This window comes from Saccharothrix texasensis, assembly GCF_003752005.1.
Classification (GTDB): domain Bacteria; phylum Actinomycetota; class Actinomycetes; order Mycobacteriales; family Pseudonocardiaceae; genus Actinosynnema; species Actinosynnema texasense.
Genome location: NZ_RJKM01000001.1, coordinates 8,685,011 through 8,706,272, shown reverse-complemented (window position 1 = coordinate 8,706,272; position 21,262 = coordinate 8,685,011). Strand labels below are relative to the sequence as shown.

The following is a 21,262-nucleotide window of genomic DNA, read 5'->3' as shown; positions in this document are numbered from 1 at the left end:
GAAAACGACCGGAAATTGCACTGCGCCGAACGGGTGAAGCTATTTGGCGTTTGCCAGAATGGCTGCCTAACCTCGTGATGCCGACGCATCCGACTCGCACGGAACGGTCATTCGGTCGGATCTTCGCTGGTCCGCACCTGTTCGGGGACTGACCCGCCCGATTTCACCGGAATGCGCGAACGTGATTCCAGAGGGGATTTCACGTCTGTTCGGCGCGCACGAGGAGGTGCGATACCGAATGAACCAGAACACTCGAAGACGGGCTTGCGGCGTGACCGCGGTCCTGCTGGCCGCCCTGGCGGCGCCACTCGCCACGACCACCGGCGCGGCAGCCGCGGACGGCTCCGTCACCGGGACCAAGACCCTGGGTGCCACCGACATCGCGTGCGGCGGGTCCGTCCCGGTCACCGTGACGCTCGACGCCCAGACCGGCATCGCGGGCGCACCGGTGGACGTCGAACTGGTCCTCGACCGCTCCGGCAGCATGCAGGACGCCATCGACGAGCTGAAGACCGCCGCCAAGTCGTTCGTGGACATCCTCGACGAGGCCACCGACGGCTCGCTGGACGGCGTCATCGCCAACGGCAGCCGCGTCGGCGTGGTCAGCTTCTCCGACAACGCCTCGGTCGACGCCGGGCTGACGTCCGACGCGAACGCCGTCAAGGCGGCGATCGACGCGCTGGTCGCCAACGGCCTCACCAACCACTCCGCGGCCATCTCCACCGGTCAGTCGCAGCTGGCGGGCTCGCTGCCCGGCAACGCCAAGAAGATGATCGTGATGACCGACGGCCAGACCACCGTCGGCGGCGACGCGAGCGACGACGCGCTGGCCGCCCGCGCCGCGGGCACCGAGATCTTCGGCATCGGCCTCGGCACCGTCGACGCGGACGAGATCCGGGACTGGACCTCCGACCCCGACGCCACGCACTACTACCAGGCCCCGACCCCGGCGCAGTTGCAGGAGGTCTTCGAGGCCATCGGCGCGGCCATCGTGGTGCCCGCGGCGACCGGTGTGACCGTGGTCGACACGGTGTCGCCCCAGTTCTCGGTCAGCGGCGCGGCGGCGTCCAAGGGCGCGGTCGGCCAGAACGGCAACCAGCTCACCTGGACCATCGACCAGCTCGGCACCGAGACGGTGACGCTGACGTTCACCGCGACGCACCTCGCGGCCACCGGCGGCGGACCGTTGCCGGTCAACCCGACCGTCGCCTACACCGACGCCGAGGGCCACGTCGTCACGTTCGGCAACCCGGCGGTGAACGTGCGCGGTTGCGCCGCGGCCATCGACGTGGAGCCCGAGCACGCGGTCAACGAGCTGGGCACGCCCGGCCAGACGCACACGGTGACCGCGACCGTCACCGACGACTTCGGCGACCCGGTGCCGAACACCCCCGTCGACTTCTCCGTGCTCAGCGGCCCGAACGCGGGCGCGGCGGGCAACGGGAGCACCTCCGGCGCCGGCGCGGTCGACTTCACCTACCCCGACGCCCAGGGCCTCGCGGGCCTCGGCACGGACTCGATCCGCGGCTGCTTCACCCACGCCGCGGGCCACCAGGTGTGCGACGACGTGCTGAAGGACTGGGTGGACACCACTCCCCCGGTCGTGACGTGCGCGCCGACCACCAACCCGAGCGGCGGCACCACGCCTCCCGCCGACAACGAGGACGGGTTCTTCGTCATCTCCGCGACCGACGCGGTCGACCCGAACCCGCAGGTCTTCGTGTCCGACTCGGCCAGTCCGGCGGTCTTCGGCGGGTTCCCGAGCGGCACCCGGATCAAGCTGGTGCAGGCGCCCGGCGCGACGCCCAACCAGAAGCCCGGCGTCGGTGCCATCGACTGGCGCATCACGCTCAAGGGCGACGCCCTCGTCTACGGCGTCGACTCGTCGGGCAACCAGTCGGCTCCCGTGAGCTGCCTGGTCCCGCCGCCGCCGAAGTAGCGGTCCCACCCGAGACCGTGAGGGGCGTCCACACCCGGGGCGCCCCTCACGCCCGACCTCACCGGTCCTCACCGGTCCTCGGCAGGGGCGCTAGGGTTACGCCCCCGTGGGGGCCGTCGTGTGGGCGTTGCCGGTCGTGGTCGGGCTCGTCCTGCCGCTGTGGGAGGACGGCCCGCCGCCCGGCGCGTCGTCGACCCTGGTGATCGCCGGGCTGCTGCTCAGGGCACGGCAGGCGCACGCCGAGCGGCCGGGTGCCTGGTTCCCGCTGCTGGTGGCGGGGTCGACGATGTTCGCGCTGGCGGCGGCCGGTGAGTCGGCGGGCGGGTGGTCGCTGCCCGCCTGGTCCGTCCACTTCGACCTGTGGCGGTTCCTGCTCGGGCTGGTGATCGCGGTCGGACTGGGAGTCTGGGCGTGGCGGGCGCGCAGCCACACCGTCGCGCTCACGGCTGCCGGCTACCTCGCCGCGGTCTGGTGCTTCGAGCCGTCGTCGGCGCCGGTCGCGGAGTTCGGCTGGATGTCGTACGGACCGGTCGGGGCCCCGACACCGTCGCCCGACGCGCTCGTCACGGTCGACCCGCCGGCCACCGGGCCGTACCCGGAGCTGGTGGTCGTGGCCGGCGCGGTCCTCGCGCACGCCCGACTGGGGCGGGTGCGGCCGTGGCACGTGACGGCGATCGCCGGGTTGCTCGGCTCGCTGTGGCACTGGGGCGCGTTCGCGCTGCTCGTCGTCGCCGCGGTGGCCGCCGCCCACGACCTGCACGCCCGCCGGCCTGGCACGTGGTACCCGCTGCTGCTGGTCGGTGTGGGCCTGGTGGTGTGGCCGGTGCTCCTGGCGCTCACCGCACCGGCGTGGCCCGGGCCGACGGTCGAGGACCTGGGCGCGACCGCCGAGGTCACGACGCTCGTCGCCGTCGACAGGGGTTCGTCCGCGGTCGCCGTCTCGTTCGTCGACTACGACGACCTGTTCATGGCGTTCGTGGTGGCAGTGGGACTGGCCGTGTGGTCGTGGCGGCGCAAGAGCCCGATCGTGGCGCTCACGGCGGTCGTCTACCTGGGTCTCACCTGGCTGCGCACCGCGCCCGTGCGGACGGAGCTGGTGGTCCTGGCGGGTGCGGCCGTCGCCCTCGCGACGACGGCCGCACCCGGCGCCGCTAGAACGGCTGGGCGTTCGGCTGGAACACCTGACCTTCCGCCGGGGCCTTGAGGTCGACCAGGTAGTCGGTCACCGCGGTGTCCACGCCGGCGCTGTCACCGAGGATGCAGTGCCCGAACGCGTCCACGCTGAGCAGCCGCGCGTTGCCGAGCTGCCGGTCCATGCGCTTGCTGAACTCGTACCGCGTGGCCGGGTCGTAGTAGTTGCCCACCACGACGATCGGGTTCGGCGTGCGCTTGCCCCAAGGACCCGCCCAGCGGTCCGGCCGCGGCACCGGCCAGGTCGCGCACGTGAGCAGGTCGGACGCGGCCTGCGAGCGGCCGAACGTGGGCGACTCCCGCTCCCACACCGCCGCCGTCACCGGGAACAGCTGCGGCGCCCGGAGGAACGGCTTGTCCGTGCAGTTCACGCCGTAGTACGAGTCGTCGTACAGGTACTCGGTGTCGCCCGTGAGGCCGGCCCTGATGTCCGCCAGACCGCGCTTGTTCGCCAACGGCGGCAGCAGCGCGGCCTGCTCCTGCGCGGAGGACGTGGCGACGCCCGGGTGCAGCACCGCGTAGATGCTCTGCAGCCACGCGGCCAGCGCCTTGAAGCGGGTCGGCGCGTACAGGTCGCTGCCGACCCGGCCGATGTAGCCGTCGTAGGTCACGACCTGGCCGTCCGGCAGGGTGATCGGCTTCGTGCGCAGGTGGTCGCGCACCTCGTCGAACTTGGCCCGCGGGTCGCCGTCGCTGTAGGCGCACTTGTCGCCTTCGACGTCGCAGCGCTTCAGGAACGCGTCCAGCGCGAGCTCGAAGCCCTGCGCGCGCTGCCGGTCGTACTCCGCGCCGTTGGAGGTGCGCAGCGCCGGGTCGACGTTGCCGTCCAGCACGAGGGCCCGGGACTTCGACGGGAAGATGTTGGCGTAGGTCGCCCCCAGCAGCGTGCCGTAGGAGAAGCCGACGAAGGTCAGCTGCCGGTCGCCGACGCCCTGCCGCAGCAGGTCGAGGTCACGTGCCACGGCCTCGGTGGACATGTGGTCGAGCAACGGGCCCGCGTTGCGCGCGCACGCGTCGGTGTAGTCCTTGGTCGCGTCCATGGTGTTGCGGATCTCGGTGCGCGTGACCGGGACCGCGGACATCCGGCCGAAGATCTCCTCGGCCTCTTCGAGGGTCTTGAAGCAGCGCAACGGCGAGCTGCGGCCGACGCCTCGCGGGTCGAACCCGATCAGGTCGAACCGGTTCATGACCTCCGGCTGGAAGAACGAGCTGCCGTAGGCGGAGTAGATGAGGCCGGCGCCGCCGGGGCCGCCGGGGTTGATGAACAGCGAACCGACCTTGGTGGCCTGGTCGTCGGCCGGGCGCTTCATCAGCGCGACGGTGATCTTGGCGCCGTTCGGCTTGCGGTGGTCCAGCGGCACGGGGTGGTTGGCGCAGCTGACCTTGTCGCGCTGCGCGGCCGGGATCTCGTCGAGGACGTCCTGGGCGCAGGTCGTCCACTGGATCGGGGCGGCGCCCCGTGCTTCCTGCGCGGTGGCGGCGCCGGTGCCCACGAGACCGGACACCGCCGTGCCGACGGCCAGCGCGAGAACCAGCGCTCTGTTTCGAAGTGGCATGCGATAGCGCTCCCTCGGTTCGCTCGGCGTCGCCCCTCGGTGACACCGCGACGCCATCGCGCGAGGCTTTCACTCGAACGTGGTCGGCAACACCCGCAGAACGGAGGATTCGTGGCCGACGAACGGTTCTTGCCGTGCCCTGCCGCCGGCCGAGCGGTCCACCGGAAGCCCTCCGAACCGCTGCCCGGAGCGTACGTCCAGCCGGCCGTGCCGCGCTGAGCGTTGAACTCGGGGGTCGTGGAGGTAGGACTCTCGGCGCGTGGGGGTAGGACTCCCGGGGTCAGGGGGTGGGGCGGAAGACCGCCAGGCGTTGGCCGTCGGCGGCGGTGAGGATCTCCGAGATCAGGTCGACGTGGTTGCCCGCGGCGTCGCGGAAGGTCCGCCGCGAGCCGCTCTTGACCTTCACGTCGTAGTGCCGCCACAGCGCCGCGAACTCGGCGCTCGCCGCCGACAGCTCCGCCACCAGGGCCGCCAACGCCGCCGAGCCGGGGTCCGCGGCGGCGACCGTGCGCAGGTGCGCCACGCAGTCCCGCGCCATGCCCTCCCACCCCACGAACACGTCGCGGGCGCGGGGATCGGTGAACACGTAGCGCACCAGGTTGCCCCGCCCGCACACGCCCGGCATCAGCCGCTCGCCCTCCGGGTTCACCGCCAGCAGGTCGCTGACCTGGTCCAGCACGTACGCCGGCGTGGGCCGCACCGCCTCCAGCAGGTGCAGCAACCCGGGGCGCGGCGCGCCCGCGCCCGACCGCGGCGTCGGGCCGGCGGAGCCGCGCGCCAACGCGTGCAGGTGCGCGCGCTCGTCCTCGCCCAGCCGCAACGCCGACGCGAGCGCGTGCAGCACCTCGGCTCCGGGGTTGGTGTCCCGCCCCTGTTCCAGCCGGGTGTAGTAGTCCACGCTCACGCCGGCGAGCGCCGCCAGCTCCTCGCGGCGCAGCCCCGGCGTCTGCCGCCGCCCGACCCCCGCGGGCAGCCCGACGTCCGCCGGCCGGACGCGGCCACGCCGGCTGCGCAGGAACTCACCCAGCACACCCATGCCCCGAGTGTCGCACCACCGCGGGGGTGGCCCCGCCGGGACCAGGCCCGGCGCGGTCTCCCCGCGCCGCCCGACGTCCACGACGCTGCTGGGCATGACACACGTACTCGTCATCGGCGGCAGCTCCGGCATGGGCCTGGCGACGGCCCGCCTCCTGCTCGACCAGGACGCCGTCGTCACCATCGCCGGCCGGTCCGCCGACCGACTCGCCGCCGCCGCGCGCGACCTCGGCGACCACGAGCGCCTGCGCACCGCCGTGGTGGACGTCGCCCGGGAGGACGACGTCCGACGGCTGGTGCGGGACGCCGGTCCCCTCGACCACGTCGTCGTCACCGCGGTCGACGCCACCGACGCCTACTTCCCGATCGCCGACTTCGCGCTGGAGCACGCGCGGGCCGTGATCGACACCAAGCTGCTGGGGCCGTGGCTGGTGGCCAAGCACGCCGCGCCGCGCGTCCGGCCCGGCGGCTCGATCACCTTCACCTCCGGCATCGCCGCGTACCGGCCGGGGACGGGCGCCTCGGTGCTCGGCGCCGCCAACGGCGCGCTGGAAGCCCTCGCCCGCGCGTTGGCGCTGGAGCTCGCGCCGGTCCGGGTCAACGTCGTCTCGCCGGGATGGGTCGACACCCCCGTGTGGGACGAGCTGGCCGGCCCGGCCAAGGCCGAACGGCTCGCCGCGATGGCGGCCCGCCTCCCGGTCGGCCGGATCGGGGCGCCCGAGGACCTCGCCGAGGCGTTCGTGGCCGTGCAGCGCAACCGCTTCATGACCGGCTCGGTCCTGCACGTCGACGGCGGGCACCGGCTCGTCTGACGACGCGGTGGTCCCGTGCCCGGCGCCGGGCACGGGACCACCGCGAGTCCGCTAACCGACCGCGCGGGCCAGGGTCAGCGCGAAACGGCCCTCCGGGTCGGTCCACCAGCGTTCGAGGGCGAAGCCCGCGGCGGTCAGCTCGCGGGTCACGCCCTCACGGCGGAACTTCGCGGACACCTCGGTGCGCAGTTCCTCGCCCTCGGCGAACTCCACGTCCAGGGACAGCGCGGCGACGTGGGCCTTGACCGGGCGCAGTGCCCGCAGGCGCATCTCGATCCACTCCTCCTCGGCGTTCCACAGGGCCACGTGCTCGAAGTCGGCGGGGTCGAAGTCGGCGTCCAACGTCCGGTTGATCACCCGCAGCACGTTCCGGTTGAACTCCGCCGTCACGCCCTGCGAGTCGTCGTACGCGCGCACCAGCACGTCCGGGTCCTTCACCAGGTCCGTGCCGAGCAGCAACCACTCCCCCGCCTCCAGCACGTCGCGCACCGAGGCGAAGAACTTGTCCCGCTCCTCCGGGATCAGGTTGCCGATCGTCCCGCCCAGGAACGCCACCACCCGCGGTGGCGCGCCGGGCAGCAGGCCCAGGTGCTCGGTGAAGTCGCCGACCACCCCGTGCACCCGCAGGCCGGGGTACGCGGCCAGGATCGCCCGCGCCGCCTCCGTCAACGCCGAGGGCGACACGTCCAACGGCACGAACTCCTGCAGCGTGCCGTGCGAGCGCAGCGCGCTGAGCAGCAGCCGGGTCTTCTCCGACGAGCCGGAACCCAGCTCCACCAACGAGTGCGCGCCGGTCAGCGACGCGATCTCCGCCGCCCGCGCCACCAGGATCTCCCGCTCCGCCCGGGTCGGGTAGTACTCGGGCAGCCGGGTGATCTCCTCGAACAGGTCGCTGCCGACCGCGTCGTAGAACCACTTCGGCGACACCCACTTCGGCCGCGCGGTGAGCCCTGCCCGCGCCTCGGCGCGCAGCGCGATCGCCGCGTCCTCGGGGGTCAGGTGCACGTCCAGCACAGGCTCGGTCATCCTCGTCCAATCGGTTGAACGTCCACAGTAGACACATCAGCCGTGACGACGTGCCCGTCGGGCACCTCCCGCCAGCGCGGGTCGTCGTCCAACGGCTCCGAGGCCAACGTCACCGCGCCGTCGCCGGAGCGCACCCACAGCGAGTGGGTCCACGTCGTGCCGGCGAGCACGGTGCCGTCGGTGAGCAGCAGGTTCAGCCGCGAACCGGGCGCGGCGGCGGCGACTTCGGACACGACCGAAGCCAGCGCGACGCCCGGCGCGACACCCGAAGCGAGACGCGACCGCACCAACGCCCACAGCAGGGCGGCGTCGGTCGGCGCGTCCAACGTCAGCAACGAGGCCGCCGGCACGGTCTTCGCCACGTCCACGACGGACTCCGGCCAGTCGGCGACCCGACCGTTGTGGCTGAACAGCCACCGCCCGTCGGTGAACGGCGCGCACGCGGTGTCCGCCACCGGCATGCCGACCGTCGCCGAGCGCACCGCGGCCAGCACCGCGCCGGACAGCGTCACCCGGCTCAGCGCCAACAGGTTCTCGTCGGACCAGATCGTGCCGGCCCGGCGGTAGCGCACCGCCGGGCCGCCCGGCGCGGGGTACCACCCCACGCCGTAGCCGTCCACGTTGACCGTGCCGCCGCCGCGCATGTCCCGAGGGGCGTACGACTGCCGCACCAGCGAGTGCGGCGGGTCGTGCACCAGCGCGGCGACGGGCACGGCGGGGCCCAGGTAACCCAGGTGGCGGCACACGGTCAGGTCAGGTCGTCCCGTGAAGCGTCCCGCGCGCAGCGGAAACCCGCGAAGATCTGCCGCCGGATCGGGTAGTCCCAGTTCCGGAACGTCGAGCGCACCGCGGCCTGGTCGCTGCCGAACGACCCGCCCCGCAGCACCTTGTAGTCCGGCCCGAAGAACACCTGGGAGTACTCGGCGTACGGGAACACCTCGAACCCGGTGTAGCCGTGGAAGTCGGAGCTGGTCCACTCCCACACGTCACCGATGAGCTGGTGCACCCCCAACGCCGACGCGCCCGCCGGGTACGCCCCGACCGGAGCGGGCGTCAGGTGCCGCTGGTTCAGGTTCGCGTGCGCCTCCGTCGGGTCCTCGTCGCCCCACGGGTAGCGGCGGGACCGGCCGGTCGCCGGGTCGAAGCGGGCCGCCTTCTCCCACTCCACCTCGGTGGGCAGCCGCTTGCCCGCCCACTTCGCGTACGCCTCGGCCTCGTGGTAGCAGACGTGCACGACCGGCTGGTCGGGCTCGATCGGCTCGGTGCGGCCGAACGCGGTGCGGTACCACTGGTCACCCACCCGTTCCCAGAACCGGGGCGCGACCAGGGACGCCTTGCGCACGTGCGCCCACCCGGCCTCGCTCCACCACCGCGGGTCGCGGTAGCCGCCGTCGGCGATGAACGCCGCGTACGCGCCGTTCGTCACCGGCGTGGTGTCGATGAAGAACGGCTCGGTGACCACCTGGTGCGCGGGCCGCTCGTTGTCCAGCGCCCACGCCTCGGTGGACGTGCCCATGGTGAACGGGCCGCCGGGCACCAGCACCTCGGCCGGGCCGACCGGGCCGCCGCGCGGCGGGCGGGGCGCGTCCAGCACCGGGTCGCCGACGCGCAGCTGGTGGGTGGCCAGCATGGTCTCGTCGTGCTGCTGCTCGTGCTGCACGATCATGCCGAACGCGAACCCGCGGTCGACCAGCCGGTGGCCTTCCAGCGGGGTGCGCTCGAGCACGTCGAACACCTTGTCGCGGACCTCGCCGACGTACTTGCGCGCCTCGGCGGGTCCGAGCAGCGGCAGCTCCGGCCGGGCCGACCGGGCGTGCTTGAACGCGTCGTACAGCTCGTCGATGTCCGCCCGGACCGGCTCGCGGCCGCCCACGTCCCGGACCAGCCACAGCTCTTCCTGGTTGCCGATGTGCGCGAGGTCCCAGACCAGCGGCGACATCAGCTTGGAGTGCTGGCGGACGAGGTCGTGGTCGTCCACCGCGTCGGTGAGCAGCCTGCTGCGGTCACGGGCCCTGGTGAGCTGGGCGGCGACCTGGTCGCGAAGGTTCTCGGTGCTGGTCATGAACGGCCCCCTCCGGTCTTCTCAGCGAGCGTGCGGTGCAGTTCTTCGGCGATGGCGTCGGTCTGGCCGACCGACAGGTCGGTGTCGGGCAGCGCGGCGCAGCCCAGGTCGACCACGTCGCGCGCCGCGCGGGCGAGCACCGGGTCGGCCAGGCCGTAACGCGCGGCGGCGAGCCAGCGGTTCGCGGCGCCCTCGGTCACCGCGAGCACCTCGTCCACGTACTCGGACGTGCTGAACAGCGCCGCCATGAGCACCACCGGCGGCAGCCACCGGCCCTGCGGCGGCGAGTCCAGGTAGCGGACCTCCAGGTACCCGCGCGGGCGGACCGGTGGGAACTGGAGGGTGAGGTGGTAGTCGAGGTCGTCGGCCGTCGGCGGGCGGTCGAGCGCGCCCGCGATCCAGTCGGCGAACGTCAACGGGTGCGGCGGCAGCCAGTTCGGGCCCGGTCTGCGCACCGCGATGACCGGTGTGTCGAGCACCCGCTTGGCCCACGCCTCGGCCGGGTTGGCGCACACCGCCGCCGCCCGGGTCCGCACCGGGTCGGTGGCGTACAAGGTGCGCATCCTCGCGCTGGCCCAGTCCGTCCGCCGGCCGTTCACCCCCGGCGAGTTGGCGAACAGGGCGGTGACGACCGGTCCGAGGGCGTGCACCGCGGCCCAGCGCTTCGGCAGGTCGGAGGCCAGCCCGAAGTCCAGGCAGACCTGGAGGCCCGCGGTGCTGCACATCATCGTGATGCCCTCGGGCCCGATCGGGGCGAAGGCGTGTTCCATGGCCGCGTAGCGCGGGACCTGGAGCATCCGGCGCGGCGGGCGGAAGGGGTCGGCGCCGTGCTGACCGAGCCGGAGACCGGCCGGTCCGAGCAGGCTGTGGAGGTGGTCGATGTCCGCCGCGACGGTCTTCAGCAGATCCGTCAGCGATTCCCGCGGCGGTGTCGAGATCTCGACCTGGCCACCCGGTTCCACGGTCAGCGGGGTGCCGGAGGGCAGTGGCCGCTGAGGGCTGTCGGGGACGAGGGTCGGTGGCGCGTGCCCGCCGAGCGCGGCCGCGAGGGTCTTCGCGTCGAGCGGTCGGCTGGGATCTTCGACGTGGTGGACGGTCCATTCCAATTCGACTCCGAGCAGCCTCGGAGGCCCGTGCTTGAAGCAGACCGAGGCGACGTAGGCCTCGGCCTCCGCTCGGTCCCGGAACACCGCCGGAGCGGGTCCCGGAGCCGGCGCATTACGGACAGCAGTCACTGGTGGCACTCCCCGTGATCAAATCTCGTCCGTTCGACGCTACACGCAGGCACCGACACTCGCAGCTATGGAAAACCGTTGCGGATCAACGACATGCCCGGAGCCGTGCGCGGGGCTGACGGCCGGTCGGGTGGAGGGCGGCTGCGTTCCGGTGGCGTCCCCCTTGCGCCGGTTGGACGAATCGCGGTGGCCGAACGGACAATCCGGGCGCGGTGTGAACAACTCGTGGCAACCGGGTGACCGGTCAGGAACCCGGGTACTCGAGGTCCACGTGCAACACGCGGTCGTTGCCGACCTCCTCGTCCAGGTCCCACGTCGTCGTCACCCAGAGGTCGCCCTCCGGGTCCACCTCGACCGTCCTCAACCGCCCGTACTCGCCCTGGAGGTAGACCGCCTCCTCGACCAGCTCCGAGCCCTCGATGCGCAGCCGGTACAGCCGCTTGCCGACCGTGGTGCCGACGAAGAGGTGGTCGTTGACGATCGCCAACCCGCTCGGCCCGCCGGCCGTCGTCGGCCACATCCGCTTCGGCGGGATGCTGCCCTCGCAGTACCCCTGCGTGCCCTCGCAGCCGGGCCAGCCGTAGTTGCCGCCGCGCGTGATCAGGTTCAGCTCGTCGAGCGAGTTGTTGCCGAACTCCGTCGCCCACAGCCTGCCCTGCGAGTCGAAGTCGAGGCCCTGCACGTTGCGGTGCCCGTAGCTCCAGATCGCCTTGCCCGGGAACGGGTTGTCCGCCGGGATCGAGCCGTCCGGGTGGATGCGCAGGATCTTGCCCGCGTTGGTGTCCAGGTTCTGCCCGTAGCTGCCGTTCTGCGCGTCTCCGGTGGAGACGAACAGGTACCTGCCGTCCGGGCTGAACCGCAGCCGCCCGCCGTTGTGGTAGCGGTTCTTCGGCAGGCCGCTCAGGATCGTGGTCCAGCCGGTGAGCGTCTCGCCGATCAGCCTGGCGCGCACGACCTGGTTGCCGGACGACGTGGTGTGGTAGATGAACACGTGCCGGTCGGTGGCGAACGCGGGCGACAGCTCGACGCCCAGCACGCCGCCCTCGCCGTTGGTGCCCTGCGCGCCCGGCACCCGGCCGACGTCGGTCCGCGTGCCGTCCGGCGCGAGGCGGTAGAGGGTGAACCGCTCCCGTTCGGACACCAGCGCCGTGCCGTCGGGCAGGAACGCCAGGCCCCACGGCACGTCCGTGCCCTCGCGCAAGGTCGTCACCGCGCCGGGCCTCGGCTCGCCCGGCGGCGCCGTCCCGCCCGGCGCGAGGATCACCTCGTCGCTGAACGGCGAGAGGTTGCCCGCCGCGTCGCGCGCCCGCACGGCGAACCGGTAGCCGGTGCCGGCGCTCAGGCCGGTGACCGTGGTGGACGGGCCGTCGGTCGTGCCCACCTGCACGCCGTCGCGGTGCACCACGTACCCGGTGACGCCGACGTTGTCGGTGGCCGCCTCCCACGCCAGCGACACGCTGGTCGGCGACTTGCCGGCGGGGCGCAGGCCGCCCGGCGCGGTGGGCGGCTCGTCGTCCGGCGGCGGGGCGTCGGTGCGCACGACGACGTTGTTGCTGGCCTGCGAGACGTTGGGCGCGGCGTCGCGGGCGAAGACCGTCCAGTCGTACGCCGTGTCGGGGCGCAGGCCCGTGACGGTGGCGGACAGGGTCGTGCCGGGCACGCTCGTCATGAGCTGACCGTGCTGGTAGACGTCGTAGCCGACCACGCCGACGTCGTCCGCCGCCGCGCCCCACGCGAGCGACACGCTGGTCTCGGACCGGTCCGTGGCGCGCAGGTCGCGCGGCGGGGTGGGCGGCTCGGTGTCGGTGTCGTCGACCACGAGGCGGTCGGCGTTCGGCCCGCCGGCCGCGGTGGTGGCGGTGGCGCGGACCCGGTTCACGCCCGCCCGCAACCGGACCGGCGCGGTGACGTCGCGCCACGTGGCCCACCCGCCGGTGCCGGGGAAGGGGACGACGCCGGCCCGCGCGCCGTCCACGGTCAGCGCGAGCGGCCGGTCGGTGTCGCTCCCGTTGGCGTAGCGGAAGACCAGCGCGTGCGTGCCCGCCCGGGCCGCGGTCACCGAGTACTCGACGTAGCCGCCGAACGCGTTGTCGTAGTCCACGTACCCGGTGCCGGTGAACCCGGCGTGCTCGGCCTCCACCGCGCCGCGCGAGATGGTCGCGGCCTCGGACTGGTGGTCGGTGAGCCCGTGCGCGGCGCCGGAGGCGGTGAGGAGCGACAACGCCGTCGAGGCGGTCACGGCGGCGACCGCGAGCCGCCGTCGCGGCGACCGCTGCGGTCGTGCGCCCAGTGCGTTCGATCCCATGTGTCTCCTCACCGGCTCCGGTAGCGCGCGGCCTGGCGGCCGAACTCCGCCCGCGAGGACGGCACGTCCAGGGCGATCCGGTCGAGCACCTCCGCCGGGCGCCGACCTTCGGGCAGGGCGAACGACGACCGCAGCACGCCCACGTGGCCTGCCGCGAACGGCACCAGGCGCACCGGCGCGTCGGCCCGGTTCGCCAGCGCGTCCAGCTGGTCGGCCATCACCGCCTCGTCGCCGACGCGGACGTGCAACGCGGCCTCGTGCACGAAGAAGCTCGCGGCGGCGTGCGGCAGCCGGTCGACGCCGCTGTCGTCGCCGAGCGCCAGGGCGTAGGCGGGTGTGCGCAGCGGCTCCGGGACGCACAACGCCTCGTAGACCACGACGGAGCAGCCCGGCGAGTGGTCGGCGGTGTCGCCGGGCCGTCGGCCGACGAGCCTGATCAGATCGATCAAGTCCGGGCCGTGCCGACTGCGGTCCACCGTGGACGGTCGGTTCGACCAGCCCAAACCCGGCACCAGCTTCAGCGGCGGACGAATGTCCTCACCTGCGGTCACGGTGCGCCACCGTAGTGACGGTGACCTGGGGTTTCGAGCCGAGACGGCGAAGTACACCCCAAAGTGGACGGGGCAAGCCGTACGTACTGATTGGATTTCGTCAGGCGGCCCTGGCAACATCGACAGGTGCCCAGGGTGAGCCAGGACCACCTCGATGCCCGTCGCCGTCAGATCCTCGACGGCGCTCGTGCGTGTTTCGCGCGTTTCGGCTATGAAGGCGCGACCGTGCGCCGCCTGGAAGAGGCTACCGGCCTGTCCAGGGGCGCGATCTTCCACCACTTCCGGGACAAGGAGTCGTTGTTCCTCGCGCTCGCCGAGGACGACGCGCTGCGCATGGCGGAGGTCGTCGCCCAGCAGGGCCTCGTGCAGGTGATGCGCGACCTGCTGTACCCGCCGGACCCCAACGACGTCGAGCACCCGGCGGACTGGCTCGGCACGCGGCTGGAGGTGTCGCGGCGGCTGCGCACCGACCAGGAGTTCCGGGCCAGGTGGGCGGAGCGCTCGCGGCAGCTGACCGACGCGACCCGGCAGCGGCTGGAGCGCCAGCGCGAGGCGGGCAACCTGCGCGACGACGTGGACGTGGACGTGCTGACGTCGTTCCTGGAGCTGGTGCTGGAGGGCCTGGTGTCGCACCTGGCCATGGGCCTGCCCGCGGACGACCTCGAACCCGTGCTGGACCTGGTGGAGGAGAGCGTCCGGCGGCACCGCCGCAAGGGCTGACGGTCCGCCGCGGACCTCGGCCGGACGGCGAGGCGGCGGCCGCGGTCTTGGTGCCGCCCGCCCTCTCGCGCCGCGGGTCGACCGCACCGCGCGGGGTGGTGCTCGCGCTGTGACCACTCACCGCGTGGTCGCCGACGGCGGTGATCCCGCTGGTCGCGGTGGGCCAACTGGTCGAGGCGTCACTCGGAGCAGCCACCGCTAGGCCGACGCGCACCGTCCGGGTGACCCCATAGGATCGCCGACATGGCTGACGCCCGACCTGCCCACGTGCACCGGGTGCGGGTGCGCCCGGTCGACTGCGACCGCCAGGGGATCGTGCACGCGTCGCGCTACGCGGTCTTCTTCGAGGCCGCCATGGTGGAGACGCTGCGGTCCCTGCTGGGCTCCTACAAGGAGTTGGAGAAGCACGGCGTCGACTTCGTGATGGCCGAGACCTCCATCCGCTACCTCAACCCGGCCGGGTTCGACGACCTGCTGCGCATCGCGGTGCGGGTGCGGACGTTGGGCACCACCACGTTGACCATGGGGTTCGACGCGGACGTCGACGGCACACCGGTGGCCACCGGCTGGAACCGGTACGTCTCCTTCGGCACGCCGGAACTGCGCAGCACCCCGATCCCGGCCGAGTTCCGCAAGGTCCTGGAACGCAGGCCCGCCGCCACCAGCCCCAGGGCCGGTTCCGCGACTAGGTCCGCACCCGCGCCCCGGAGCTGACCGCGTGACCCGCGCCTGACCCCTCGGCCCGCGCCACCACCCGGCCGCCCTCGACGCGGATCGCGGTCTCGGTCTCGTCGCTCACCGACGGCACGCCCGCGGCGGCCGCCACCGCGCCGGCGTCGTCGCACACCACCCGCAACCGCGGCCACGCCGTGACCGGGAACGACTGCCGCAGGCCGACGCACAGCCGCGCCAGCACCAGCCGCGCCAACGGGGCCAGCTCCCCCGGCGTGCCCGTCACCATCGCGAGGGTCACCCGCCCACCGGTGGCCCGCACCGCCTCCTCCACGGCGGCGAGCCGGTTCAGCCCGAGCACGACCACCACGCCGTCCTCGTCCGGCGTCACCTCCGCGCCGCGCACGAGGTCGACGGCGGCGGGCGGCGTCCACGGCCGGTCCTCCCGCAGCACCGCCGCGCCGGGAGGCGCCGACCACCAGTCGTTCAGCTCCAGGCCCGCGAGCTGTTCGCACGCGCTGACCACGTCGAACGGCTCCAGGAAGCCGGGCGCGGCGGTGGCGAGGCCGCTCGCGCCGTGCAGGGTGGCGAGCACGATCTCGGCGAGGCGGACCACCCGGGCCGGTGGCGAGCCGGGCGGCGGCACGGCCGGGTCGAGCGCTTCCAGGGCGAGGCTCAGCAGCACCGCGTCCAGCTTCATCAGCTGCGTGAACGGCCGGCGCGTCACCTCCTCCGCGGCCACCTCGGGCAGGAAGTCCCGCGCCAACGCGTCGTGGCTGAGCGAGGTGACCCACGCGCGGGCCAGCGCGCCGAGCGCCGCCCGCCGGTCGGCGCCGCGTTGCGGGTTGGCCGGCGCCGCCGCGCGTTCCGCGAGGTCGGCCAGCACCGCGAAGTAGAGGGCGCGCTTGCCGGGGAAGTTCGAGTACACCGCGCCCCTGGTCAGCTCGGCGCGCTGCGCGATCGTGTCGATCTTGGCGTCGCGGAAGCCGCGCTCGACGAACTCCGCGCGGGCGGCGTCCAGCACCCGCGCCCGGTTGCGCTCCTGCGCCTCCGCCCTGCTCAGCCGCACCGTCACGCTCCCCGTTTGCCAGGCGTCGCACGCCCAAGATACCGTGACCATTCAGATGATGAGAACATCTGATCTGAACATCCGGAGGCCAGAGTTGACCGTGCCCGAGATCGACCCCGCCAAGCCCGAGGTGCTGCTCGACCCGTTCACCGCCTACGGCGAGGCCCGCGAGCGCTGCCCGGTGGCGCGGATGCCGCTGCCCGGCATGGGCGACATGTGGGTCCTCACCCGGCACGAGGACGCCAAGGCGATGCTGGCGGACCCGCGCTTCGAGCTGAGCCCCAACAGTTTCATGGGCCTGCCGGGCATCCCCGAGCACTGCAAGCCCTACCTGCGCACGATGTCCGAGATGAACGGCCCCGAGCACCTCCGGCTGCGCAAGCTGGCCGCGCCCGCGTTCACCGCGCGCCGGGCGGAGGGCTTCCGGCCGCGGATCGAGGCGATCGTGGCCGCGCTGCTCGACGCCCTGCCGGACGGCGAGACCGTGGACCTCATGGAGCACTTCGCCCGGCCGCTGCCGATGGACGTGATCTGCGAGCTGGTCGGCATCCCCGAGGAGAGCAGGCCCCGGTGGCGCGAGTACGGCGCCGCCGTGGTGAGCGGCTACGGACCCGGTTTCACCGCCGCGATCCCGGGGATCGTCGAGGGCGCGCTGGAGGCCGTCGAGCTGCGCCGGACGTCACCGGGCGACGACCTGATCTCCCAGCTGCTCCGGGTCCGGGACGAGGACGGCGACCGCTTCACCGACGCGGAGCTGGTCACCCTGGTCTGGCAGCTGGTGATCGCCGGGCAGACGCCGAGCAACCTCATCGTCAACGGCTTGGAAGCGCTGCTCACCCACCCCGACCAGCTCGCCGCGCTGCGGGCGGACCCGGCCCTCATGCCGCGCGCGGTGGAGGAGCTGACCCGGTGGGTCGGCCCCCAGCTCCTCACCGTGCCCAGGTTCACCCGGGAGGAGGTGAGCTTCGGTGACGTGGTGATCGGCGAGGGCCAACCGGTGATGACGGCGATCGTGTCGGCCAACCGCGACCCCCGGGTCTACTCCTCGCCGGACGAGCTGGACGTCACCCGCGTGCCGTCGGCCGGCCACCTCGGCTACTCGCACGGGGCGCACTTCTGCCTCGGGGCCGCGTTCGCCCGCGTGCAGACGCAGGCGGCGCTCTCGGCCGTGCTGCACCGGTTCCCGGACCTGGAGTTGGCGCAGACCCCGCAGCGGACGCCGGACGGCGGCACGTGGCGGCTGGCGTCGCTGGTCGTCAGGCGCTGAGGTCGGGGAAGAACCGGTCCAGGACCTCGGTGACGACCGCGTCGACCTCCCGGCCGTCGGTGTCGACCACGACGGCCGCGGCGGGCGGCGCCGGGGTGGGGGCGGCCAGGCGGCGCAGGTCGTCCTCCGGGAGGCCGCGCAGTTCGTCGCCGGGGATCGGCGGTCCCCCGCCCCGGCCGCGCAGGAGCAGGCGGGCCACGAGTTCGTCGTGTCCCGCGTGCAGCCAGCACAGCTCCGCCTCCGGCAGGAGGTCCGCGTGGTGCTCTCCGGTGACGACCAGGTGCCGCGCGCCCTCGGCCCGGTGGACCCGCCGGACCGCGCCGAGCCGCCGCGCCTTGCCCGCCAGGTCGAGCGGCGGCGTGGCGAAGGTGAGCTGGGCCAGGTCGAGGTACCCGGTCTTCGTCGTCGCGGAGAGCCTGCTGAACACCTCCCAGCCCACCGTCGACTTGCCGACCGCGCGCGGCCCGGCGATCCACAGGACGGTCACGCGGTCCACCTCTTCCGGACCTCCGCCGCGACGGAGGAGGGCGCGCGACCGTCGGTGTCCACGGTGAAGTCGGCGAACCCGGGCGCCGCCTCCAGCACCTCGGCGTGGTCGAGGACCCCGTCGACCGCTCCGGTGAGCCACCCCCGGCCGAGGAACCGGGCGCGCAGCTCGGCGCGGCTCACCCGCAACCGGCACAGCGTGAGGTCCGCGCCGGGCAGGCGGTCGGCGTACCGGCGGGCCTCCGCGGGATTGTCGAGGAAACCGGAGACGACCAGCGGGGAACCCCTGAACTCCGGCCACAGCGCGCCGAGCGCGGCCGACTTGACCCGGTGGTTCGCGGGGTCGTCGGCGGTCGACGGGTAGCAGAGCCCGAGCTGGTCGGCGTCCACGTAGGAGGCGCGGTCGAGGGACCGGTAGACCAGCCAGCCGACGGTCGACTTGCCGACGCCGGAAGGGCCGAGGAGCCAGAGGACGGTGCTCATCGCGCGGGAGCGTAGTTCGGCCGGCTTCGCCGCGGCGACCGCTTTTCCGCCCGGTCCCGGGCTTGAACCTCTCTCGCGTTCAGGCCACCGTGGGGGCATGCCGTCCACGGTGAAGAACGCGACGCTGCTGTTCCTGGGACGCACCGTCGTCCGGGCGCAAGCCCTCCTCGGCGATCCCGCCGCCCGGCTGCTCGGGGAGAACCCGACCAGCGACCCCTACCCCGTGTACGAGTCGGTGCGCCGGCAGGGCGTGCTGGTGAAGACGAGGATGGGGCTCTACCTCACCGCTTCGCACGAGCTGTGCTCGCAGTTGCTGCGCGACCCCGGGTTCGGGCCGCTGTCCGCCGGCGCGCTGTCGCCGGTGGACTCGTCGGTCGAGCTCGACGGGCGGCGGCTGGTGAACCCGGTCGAGGAGTCCTTCCTGGTGCGCAACCCGCCCGACCACACGCGACTGCGCCGGCTGGTCGCGCCCTGGTTCACGCCGCGCGGGCTGCGCGCGCAGGCGGCCACCGTGGAACGGGTGGTCGAGGAGTACCTGGACGAGGTCGCGGACCGGCGCACGTTCGACCTCGTCGGCGACTTCGCGGCCAGGGTGCCGATCCAGGTGATCGCCGACCTGCTCGGCGTGCCCGGCGCGGACCACGCGACGTTCGCCCGGTGGGGCAGCGCGCTGGTCAACGCGCTCGACGGCGTGCGCGGCATGCGCGAGATGCGGGCGTTGCAGGGGGCGTTGCGGGAGTTCGAAGCGTTCCTGGACGACCTGATCGCGCACCGGCGGCGGCGCCCCGGCGGCGACGACGTCGTGTCGGCGCTGGTCGCGCACGACGACCTCACCCGCGAAGACCTCATCGCCACGACGGAACTGCTGCTGGTGGCCGGTTTCGAGACCACCGTCAACCTGATCGGCAACTCGGTGCTGGAGGTGCTGGGGCACCCGGAGGTCCGCGCGCGGCTGCTCGCCGACCCCGGTCACGCCGACGCCGTCGTGGAGGAGACGCTGCGCCACGACCCACCGGTGCAGTACACGGTGCGGGCGCCGTTCCAGGCCACCGAGGTCGCGGGCACGCGGCTGCCGAAGGGGACGCCGATCATGCTGATGCTGGCGGCGGCCAACCGGGACCCGGCGGTGTTCGCCGATCCGCACCGGTTCGACCCGGGCCGCGCGGACGTGCGGGAGCACCTGGCGTTCTCGTCCGGCATCCACTACTGCCTCGGCGCGGGACTGGCCCGGATGGAGGGTGCGGCGGCCCTGCGCGGCCTGTTCCGCCGGTTCCCGGACCTGCGGGCGGCGGGCCCGGTGCGCCGCCGACCGTCGCGCGTCATCAGGGGCGCGGCAAGGCTTCCGGTCACCACGGGCGCGAAAAAACACCACTCGATCGGGCAAACCATCAGCTAAGGCTCAGGAATGTGGTGCATGCTGGTACTCGCGCGTCGACCCGCCGCACCGCCGCCGCGGCGGGTCGTTGCGTCCTTTCCGCACTAGTGCGGATTTCTCCGGCCCCCATCGCGGTCCTTCGCGTCGTGCGCCTGCCGGGCCAGCTCGACCTTCTCCAGGTTCACCGCCGACCACTCGGCCAGGTGCGCGAACAGCGGCGCGAGGCTGCGCCCGAGTTCGCTGATCTCGTACTCCACGCGCGGCGGCACCTCGGCGTGGTACGTGCGGACCACGAGCCCGTCGCGCTCCAGTTGCCGCAGTCGCTGCGTGAGCACCTTGGGCGTGATCGTGGCGATGCGGCGCGACAGCTCCACGAACCGCTGCCGCCCGAACTCGTTGAGCGCCCACAGGATCGGCGTCGTCCAGCGGCTGAACACGAGGTCCACCACCGGCGCGATCGGACAGGCCTGCTCCGGGGCGACCGCCGTCGCGCGTGTGCCACTGGTCACAACGACCCCTCTCCGCCATTACTATCCTCTAGGTACCTACTATACCCAGGACACTAGTTTCCCCCGAGTACGCAGTTCGCGAGGGACGGGGAGTGGACATGATCGTGGTGACCGGTGCGACCGGGAACGTCGGCGGGACGCTGGTGCGGGCGCTGGCCGGGGCGGGCGAGCGGGTGACCGCCGTGTCCCGCGGGATCTCGGCGCGGGACCTGCCCGAGGGCGTGCGACCCGTGCGGGCGGACCTGGTGGAGCCGGCGAGCCTGGCGCCCGCGTTCGACGGCGCCGACTCGCTGTTCCTGCTGACGTCGGGCGACTGGATGTCGGCCGGTGGCGACGGGACCGTGGTGGCGGACGTGCTCGACCGCGCGCGGACCGGTGGCGTGCGGCGGGTCGTGCTGCTGTCCTCGCAGGGCGTGCAGACGCTGCGCCACTCCCCCGACCTGGAGGACGCCGTGACCCGGTCGGGGCTGGAGTGGACCGTGCTGCGGCCCGGCGCGTTCGCCTCGAACGCCTTCGCCTGGGCCGCGACGATCCGCGAGCGGCGGGAGGCCGCCGCTCCGTTCGCCGACGTGGCGCTGCCCGTCGTCGACCCGGAGGACATCGCCGCCGTCGCCGCCGTGGTGTTGCGGGAGGCGGGCCACGGCGGCGGCACGTACGTGCTGACCGGGCCGGCGGCCGTCACGCCCCGGCAGCAGGTCGCCGCGATCGGGGACGCGCTGGGCGAGCCGGTCCGGTTCGTCGAGCAGACCCGCGAGGAGGCACGGGCGCAGATGCTGCGGTTCATGCCCGAGCGGGTCGCGGACGCCACCCTCGACGTCCTCGGCACGCCGACCGCCGACGAGCAGCGGGCGCGCCCGGACGTCGAACGGGTCCTCGGCCGCCCGGCCGGTTCCTTCGCCGGCTGGGCCGCGCGCCACGCCGCGGCGTTCCAGTAGCCGCCACCGGCCGGACGGAGGTGGGGTGACCGTC

The 21,262-nt window shown here is 73.4% G+C and carries 20 protein-coding genes; 8 read left to right on the top strand and 12 right to left on the bottom strand.

Annotated features, from left to right (window positions below):
• Positions 1–271 precede the first annotated feature (271 nt).
• Positions 272–1,939, top strand: a complete 1,668-nt coding sequence (locus EDD40_RS38855; RefSeq protein ID WP_170185364.1) for a vWA domain-containing protein — start codon at positions 272–274, stop codon at positions 1,937–1,939.
• 106 nt (positions 1,940–2,045) lie between these two features.
• Positions 2,046–3,143, top strand: coding sequence for a hypothetical protein (locus EDD40_RS38850; RefSeq protein ID WP_123747305.1), 1,098 nt, complete (start codon positions 2,046–2,048; stop codon positions 3,141–3,143).
• Here the strand turns inward: EDD40_RS38850 and EDD40_RS38845 are convergent.
• Together EDD40_RS38845 and EDD40_RS38840 are read right to left on the bottom strand one after the other, a co-directional pair.
• Positions 3,091–4,686 carry an alpha/beta hydrolase gene (locus EDD40_RS38845; protein WP_123747304.1) on the bottom strand — a complete coding sequence of 532 codons (1,596 nt, stop codon included), beginning with the start codon at positions 4,684–4,686 and terminating at the stop codon, positions 3,091–3,093. The two genes, EDD40_RS38850 and EDD40_RS38845, sit on opposite strands and share 53 nt — an antisense overlap.
• Before the next feature lie 280 nt (positions 4,687–4,966).
• A complete protein-coding gene (locus EDD40_RS38840; RefSeq protein WP_123747303.1) occupies positions 4,967–5,722 on the bottom strand; it encodes a helix-turn-helix transcriptional regulator in 756 nt (251 codons plus the stop codon).
• 94 nt (positions 5,723–5,816) lie between these two features.
• On the opposite strand from EDD40_RS38840, the gene EDD40_RS38835 reads away from it, so the two are divergent.
• Positions 5,817–6,533 (top strand): SDR family oxidoreductase, encoded by a 717-nt coding sequence (locus tag EDD40_RS38835; protein ID WP_123748606.1) that lies wholly within the window; start codon positions 5,817–5,819, stop codon positions 6,531–6,533.
• A gap of 51 nt (positions 6,534–6,584) precedes the next feature.
• Here EDD40_RS38835 and egtD read toward each other — a convergent pair whose 3' ends face one another.
• The 6 genes from egtD to EDD40_RS38805 form a co-directional block, all read right to left on the bottom strand.
• Positions 6,585–7,559 (bottom strand): L-histidine N(alpha)-methyltransferase, encoded by a 975-nt coding sequence (gene egtD, locus EDD40_RS38830; protein ID WP_123747302.1) that lies wholly within the window; start codon positions 7,557–7,559, stop codon positions 6,585–6,587.
• Positions 7,556–8,305: an ergothioneine biosynthesis protein EgtC gene (gene egtC / locus EDD40_RS38825; RefSeq protein ID WP_123747301.1), complete on the bottom strand. Its 750-nt coding sequence runs from the start codon at positions 8,303–8,305 to the stop codon at positions 7,556–7,558. The genes egtD and egtC overlap by 4 nt, the downstream gene beginning before the upstream one ends.
• Positions 8,306–8,307: 2 nt before the next feature.
• Positions 8,308–9,621 (bottom strand): ergothioneine biosynthesis protein EgtB, encoded by a 1,314-nt coding sequence (gene egtB, locus EDD40_RS38820; protein ID WP_123747300.1) that lies wholly within the window; start codon positions 9,619–9,621, stop codon positions 8,308–8,310.
• Entirely contained in the window at positions 9,618–10,727 is a 1,110-nt protein-coding gene (locus EDD40_RS38815) for a glutamate-cysteine ligase family protein (RefSeq protein WP_425471309.1), read from the bottom strand. Before EDD40_RS38815 ends, egtB begins: the two co-directional genes overlap by 4 nt.
• Positions 10,728–11,100: 373 nt before the next feature.
• Entirely contained in the window at positions 11,101–13,161 is a 2,061-nt protein-coding gene (locus EDD40_RS38810) for a PQQ-dependent sugar dehydrogenase (protein WP_123747298.1), read from the bottom strand.
• Between the two features lie 8 nt (positions 13,162–13,169).
• On the bottom strand, positions 13,170–13,712 hold the full coding sequence (locus EDD40_RS38805) for a Scr1 family TA system antitoxin-like transcriptional regulator (protein WP_148089052.1): 543 nt from the start codon (positions 13,710–13,712) through the stop codon (positions 13,170–13,172).
• A 126-nt stretch (positions 13,713–13,838) separates the two neighbouring features.
• Between EDD40_RS38805 and EDD40_RS38800 the strand changes: the two genes are divergently transcribed.
• Both EDD40_RS38800 and EDD40_RS38795 read left to right on the top strand, forming a co-directional pair.
• Positions 13,839–14,432, top strand: coding sequence for a TetR/AcrR family transcriptional regulator (locus EDD40_RS38800; protein WP_053718020.1), 594 nt, complete (start codon positions 13,839–13,841; stop codon positions 14,430–14,432).
• A 243-nt stretch (positions 14,433–14,675) separates the two neighbouring features.
• On the top strand, positions 14,676–15,146 hold the full coding sequence (locus EDD40_RS38795; protein ID WP_123747296.1) for an acyl-CoA thioesterase: 471 nt from the start codon (positions 14,676–14,678) through the stop codon (positions 15,144–15,146).
• Here EDD40_RS38795 and EDD40_RS38790 read toward each other — a convergent pair.
• The gene (locus tag EDD40_RS38790; protein ID WP_123747295.1) at positions 15,118–16,224 is read right to left on the bottom strand and encodes a TetR/AcrR family transcriptional regulator; all 1,107 of its coding nucleotides are present in this window, start codon (positions 16,222–16,224) and stop codon (positions 15,118–15,120) included. The genes EDD40_RS38795 and EDD40_RS38790 overlap by 29 nt on opposite strands.
• Before the next feature lie 7 nt (positions 16,225–16,231).
• Between EDD40_RS38790 and EDD40_RS38785 the strand changes: the two genes are divergently transcribed.
• Positions 16,232–17,440, top strand: coding sequence for a cytochrome P450 family protein (locus EDD40_RS38785; protein WP_123748605.1), 1,209 nt, complete (start codon positions 16,232–16,234; stop codon positions 17,438–17,440).
• Here EDD40_RS38785 and EDD40_RS38780 read toward each other — a convergent pair.
• The gene (locus tag EDD40_RS38780; RefSeq protein ID WP_148089051.1) at positions 17,430–17,927 is read right to left on the bottom strand and encodes a hypothetical protein; all 498 of its coding nucleotides are present in this window, start codon (positions 17,925–17,927) and stop codon (positions 17,430–17,432) included. The two genes, EDD40_RS38785 and EDD40_RS38780, sit on opposite strands and share 11 nt — an antisense overlap.
• A complete protein-coding gene (locus tag EDD40_RS38775; RefSeq protein WP_123747293.1) occupies positions 17,924–18,409 on the bottom strand; it encodes a DEAD/DEAH box helicase family protein in 486 nt (161 codons plus the stop codon). The genes EDD40_RS38780 and EDD40_RS38775 overlap by 4 nt, the downstream gene beginning before the upstream one ends.
• A 97-nt stretch (positions 18,410–18,506) precedes the next feature.
• Here EDD40_RS38775 and EDD40_RS38770 point away from each other — a divergent pair, with 97 nt between their 5' ends.
• Positions 18,507–19,805 carry a cytochrome P450 gene (locus EDD40_RS38770; protein ID WP_123747292.1) on the top strand — a complete coding sequence of 433 codons (1,299 nt, stop codon included), beginning with the start codon at positions 18,507–18,509 and terminating at the stop codon, positions 19,803–19,805.
• 83 nt (positions 19,806–19,888) lie between these two features.
• On the opposite strand, the gene EDD40_RS38765 is transcribed toward EDD40_RS38770, so the two are convergent.
• Positions 19,889–20,293, bottom strand: a complete 405-nt coding sequence (locus tag EDD40_RS38765) for a winged helix-turn-helix transcriptional regulator (protein WP_123747291.1) — start codon at positions 20,291–20,293, stop codon at positions 19,889–19,891.
• 98 nt (positions 20,294–20,391) lie between these two features.
• On the opposite strand from EDD40_RS38765, the gene EDD40_RS38760 reads away from it, so the two are divergent.
• Entirely contained in the window at positions 20,392–21,228 is an 837-nt protein-coding gene (locus tag EDD40_RS38760) for an NAD(P)H-binding protein (RefSeq protein ID WP_123747290.1), read from the top strand.
• Positions 21,229–21,262 lie beyond the last annotated feature (34 nt).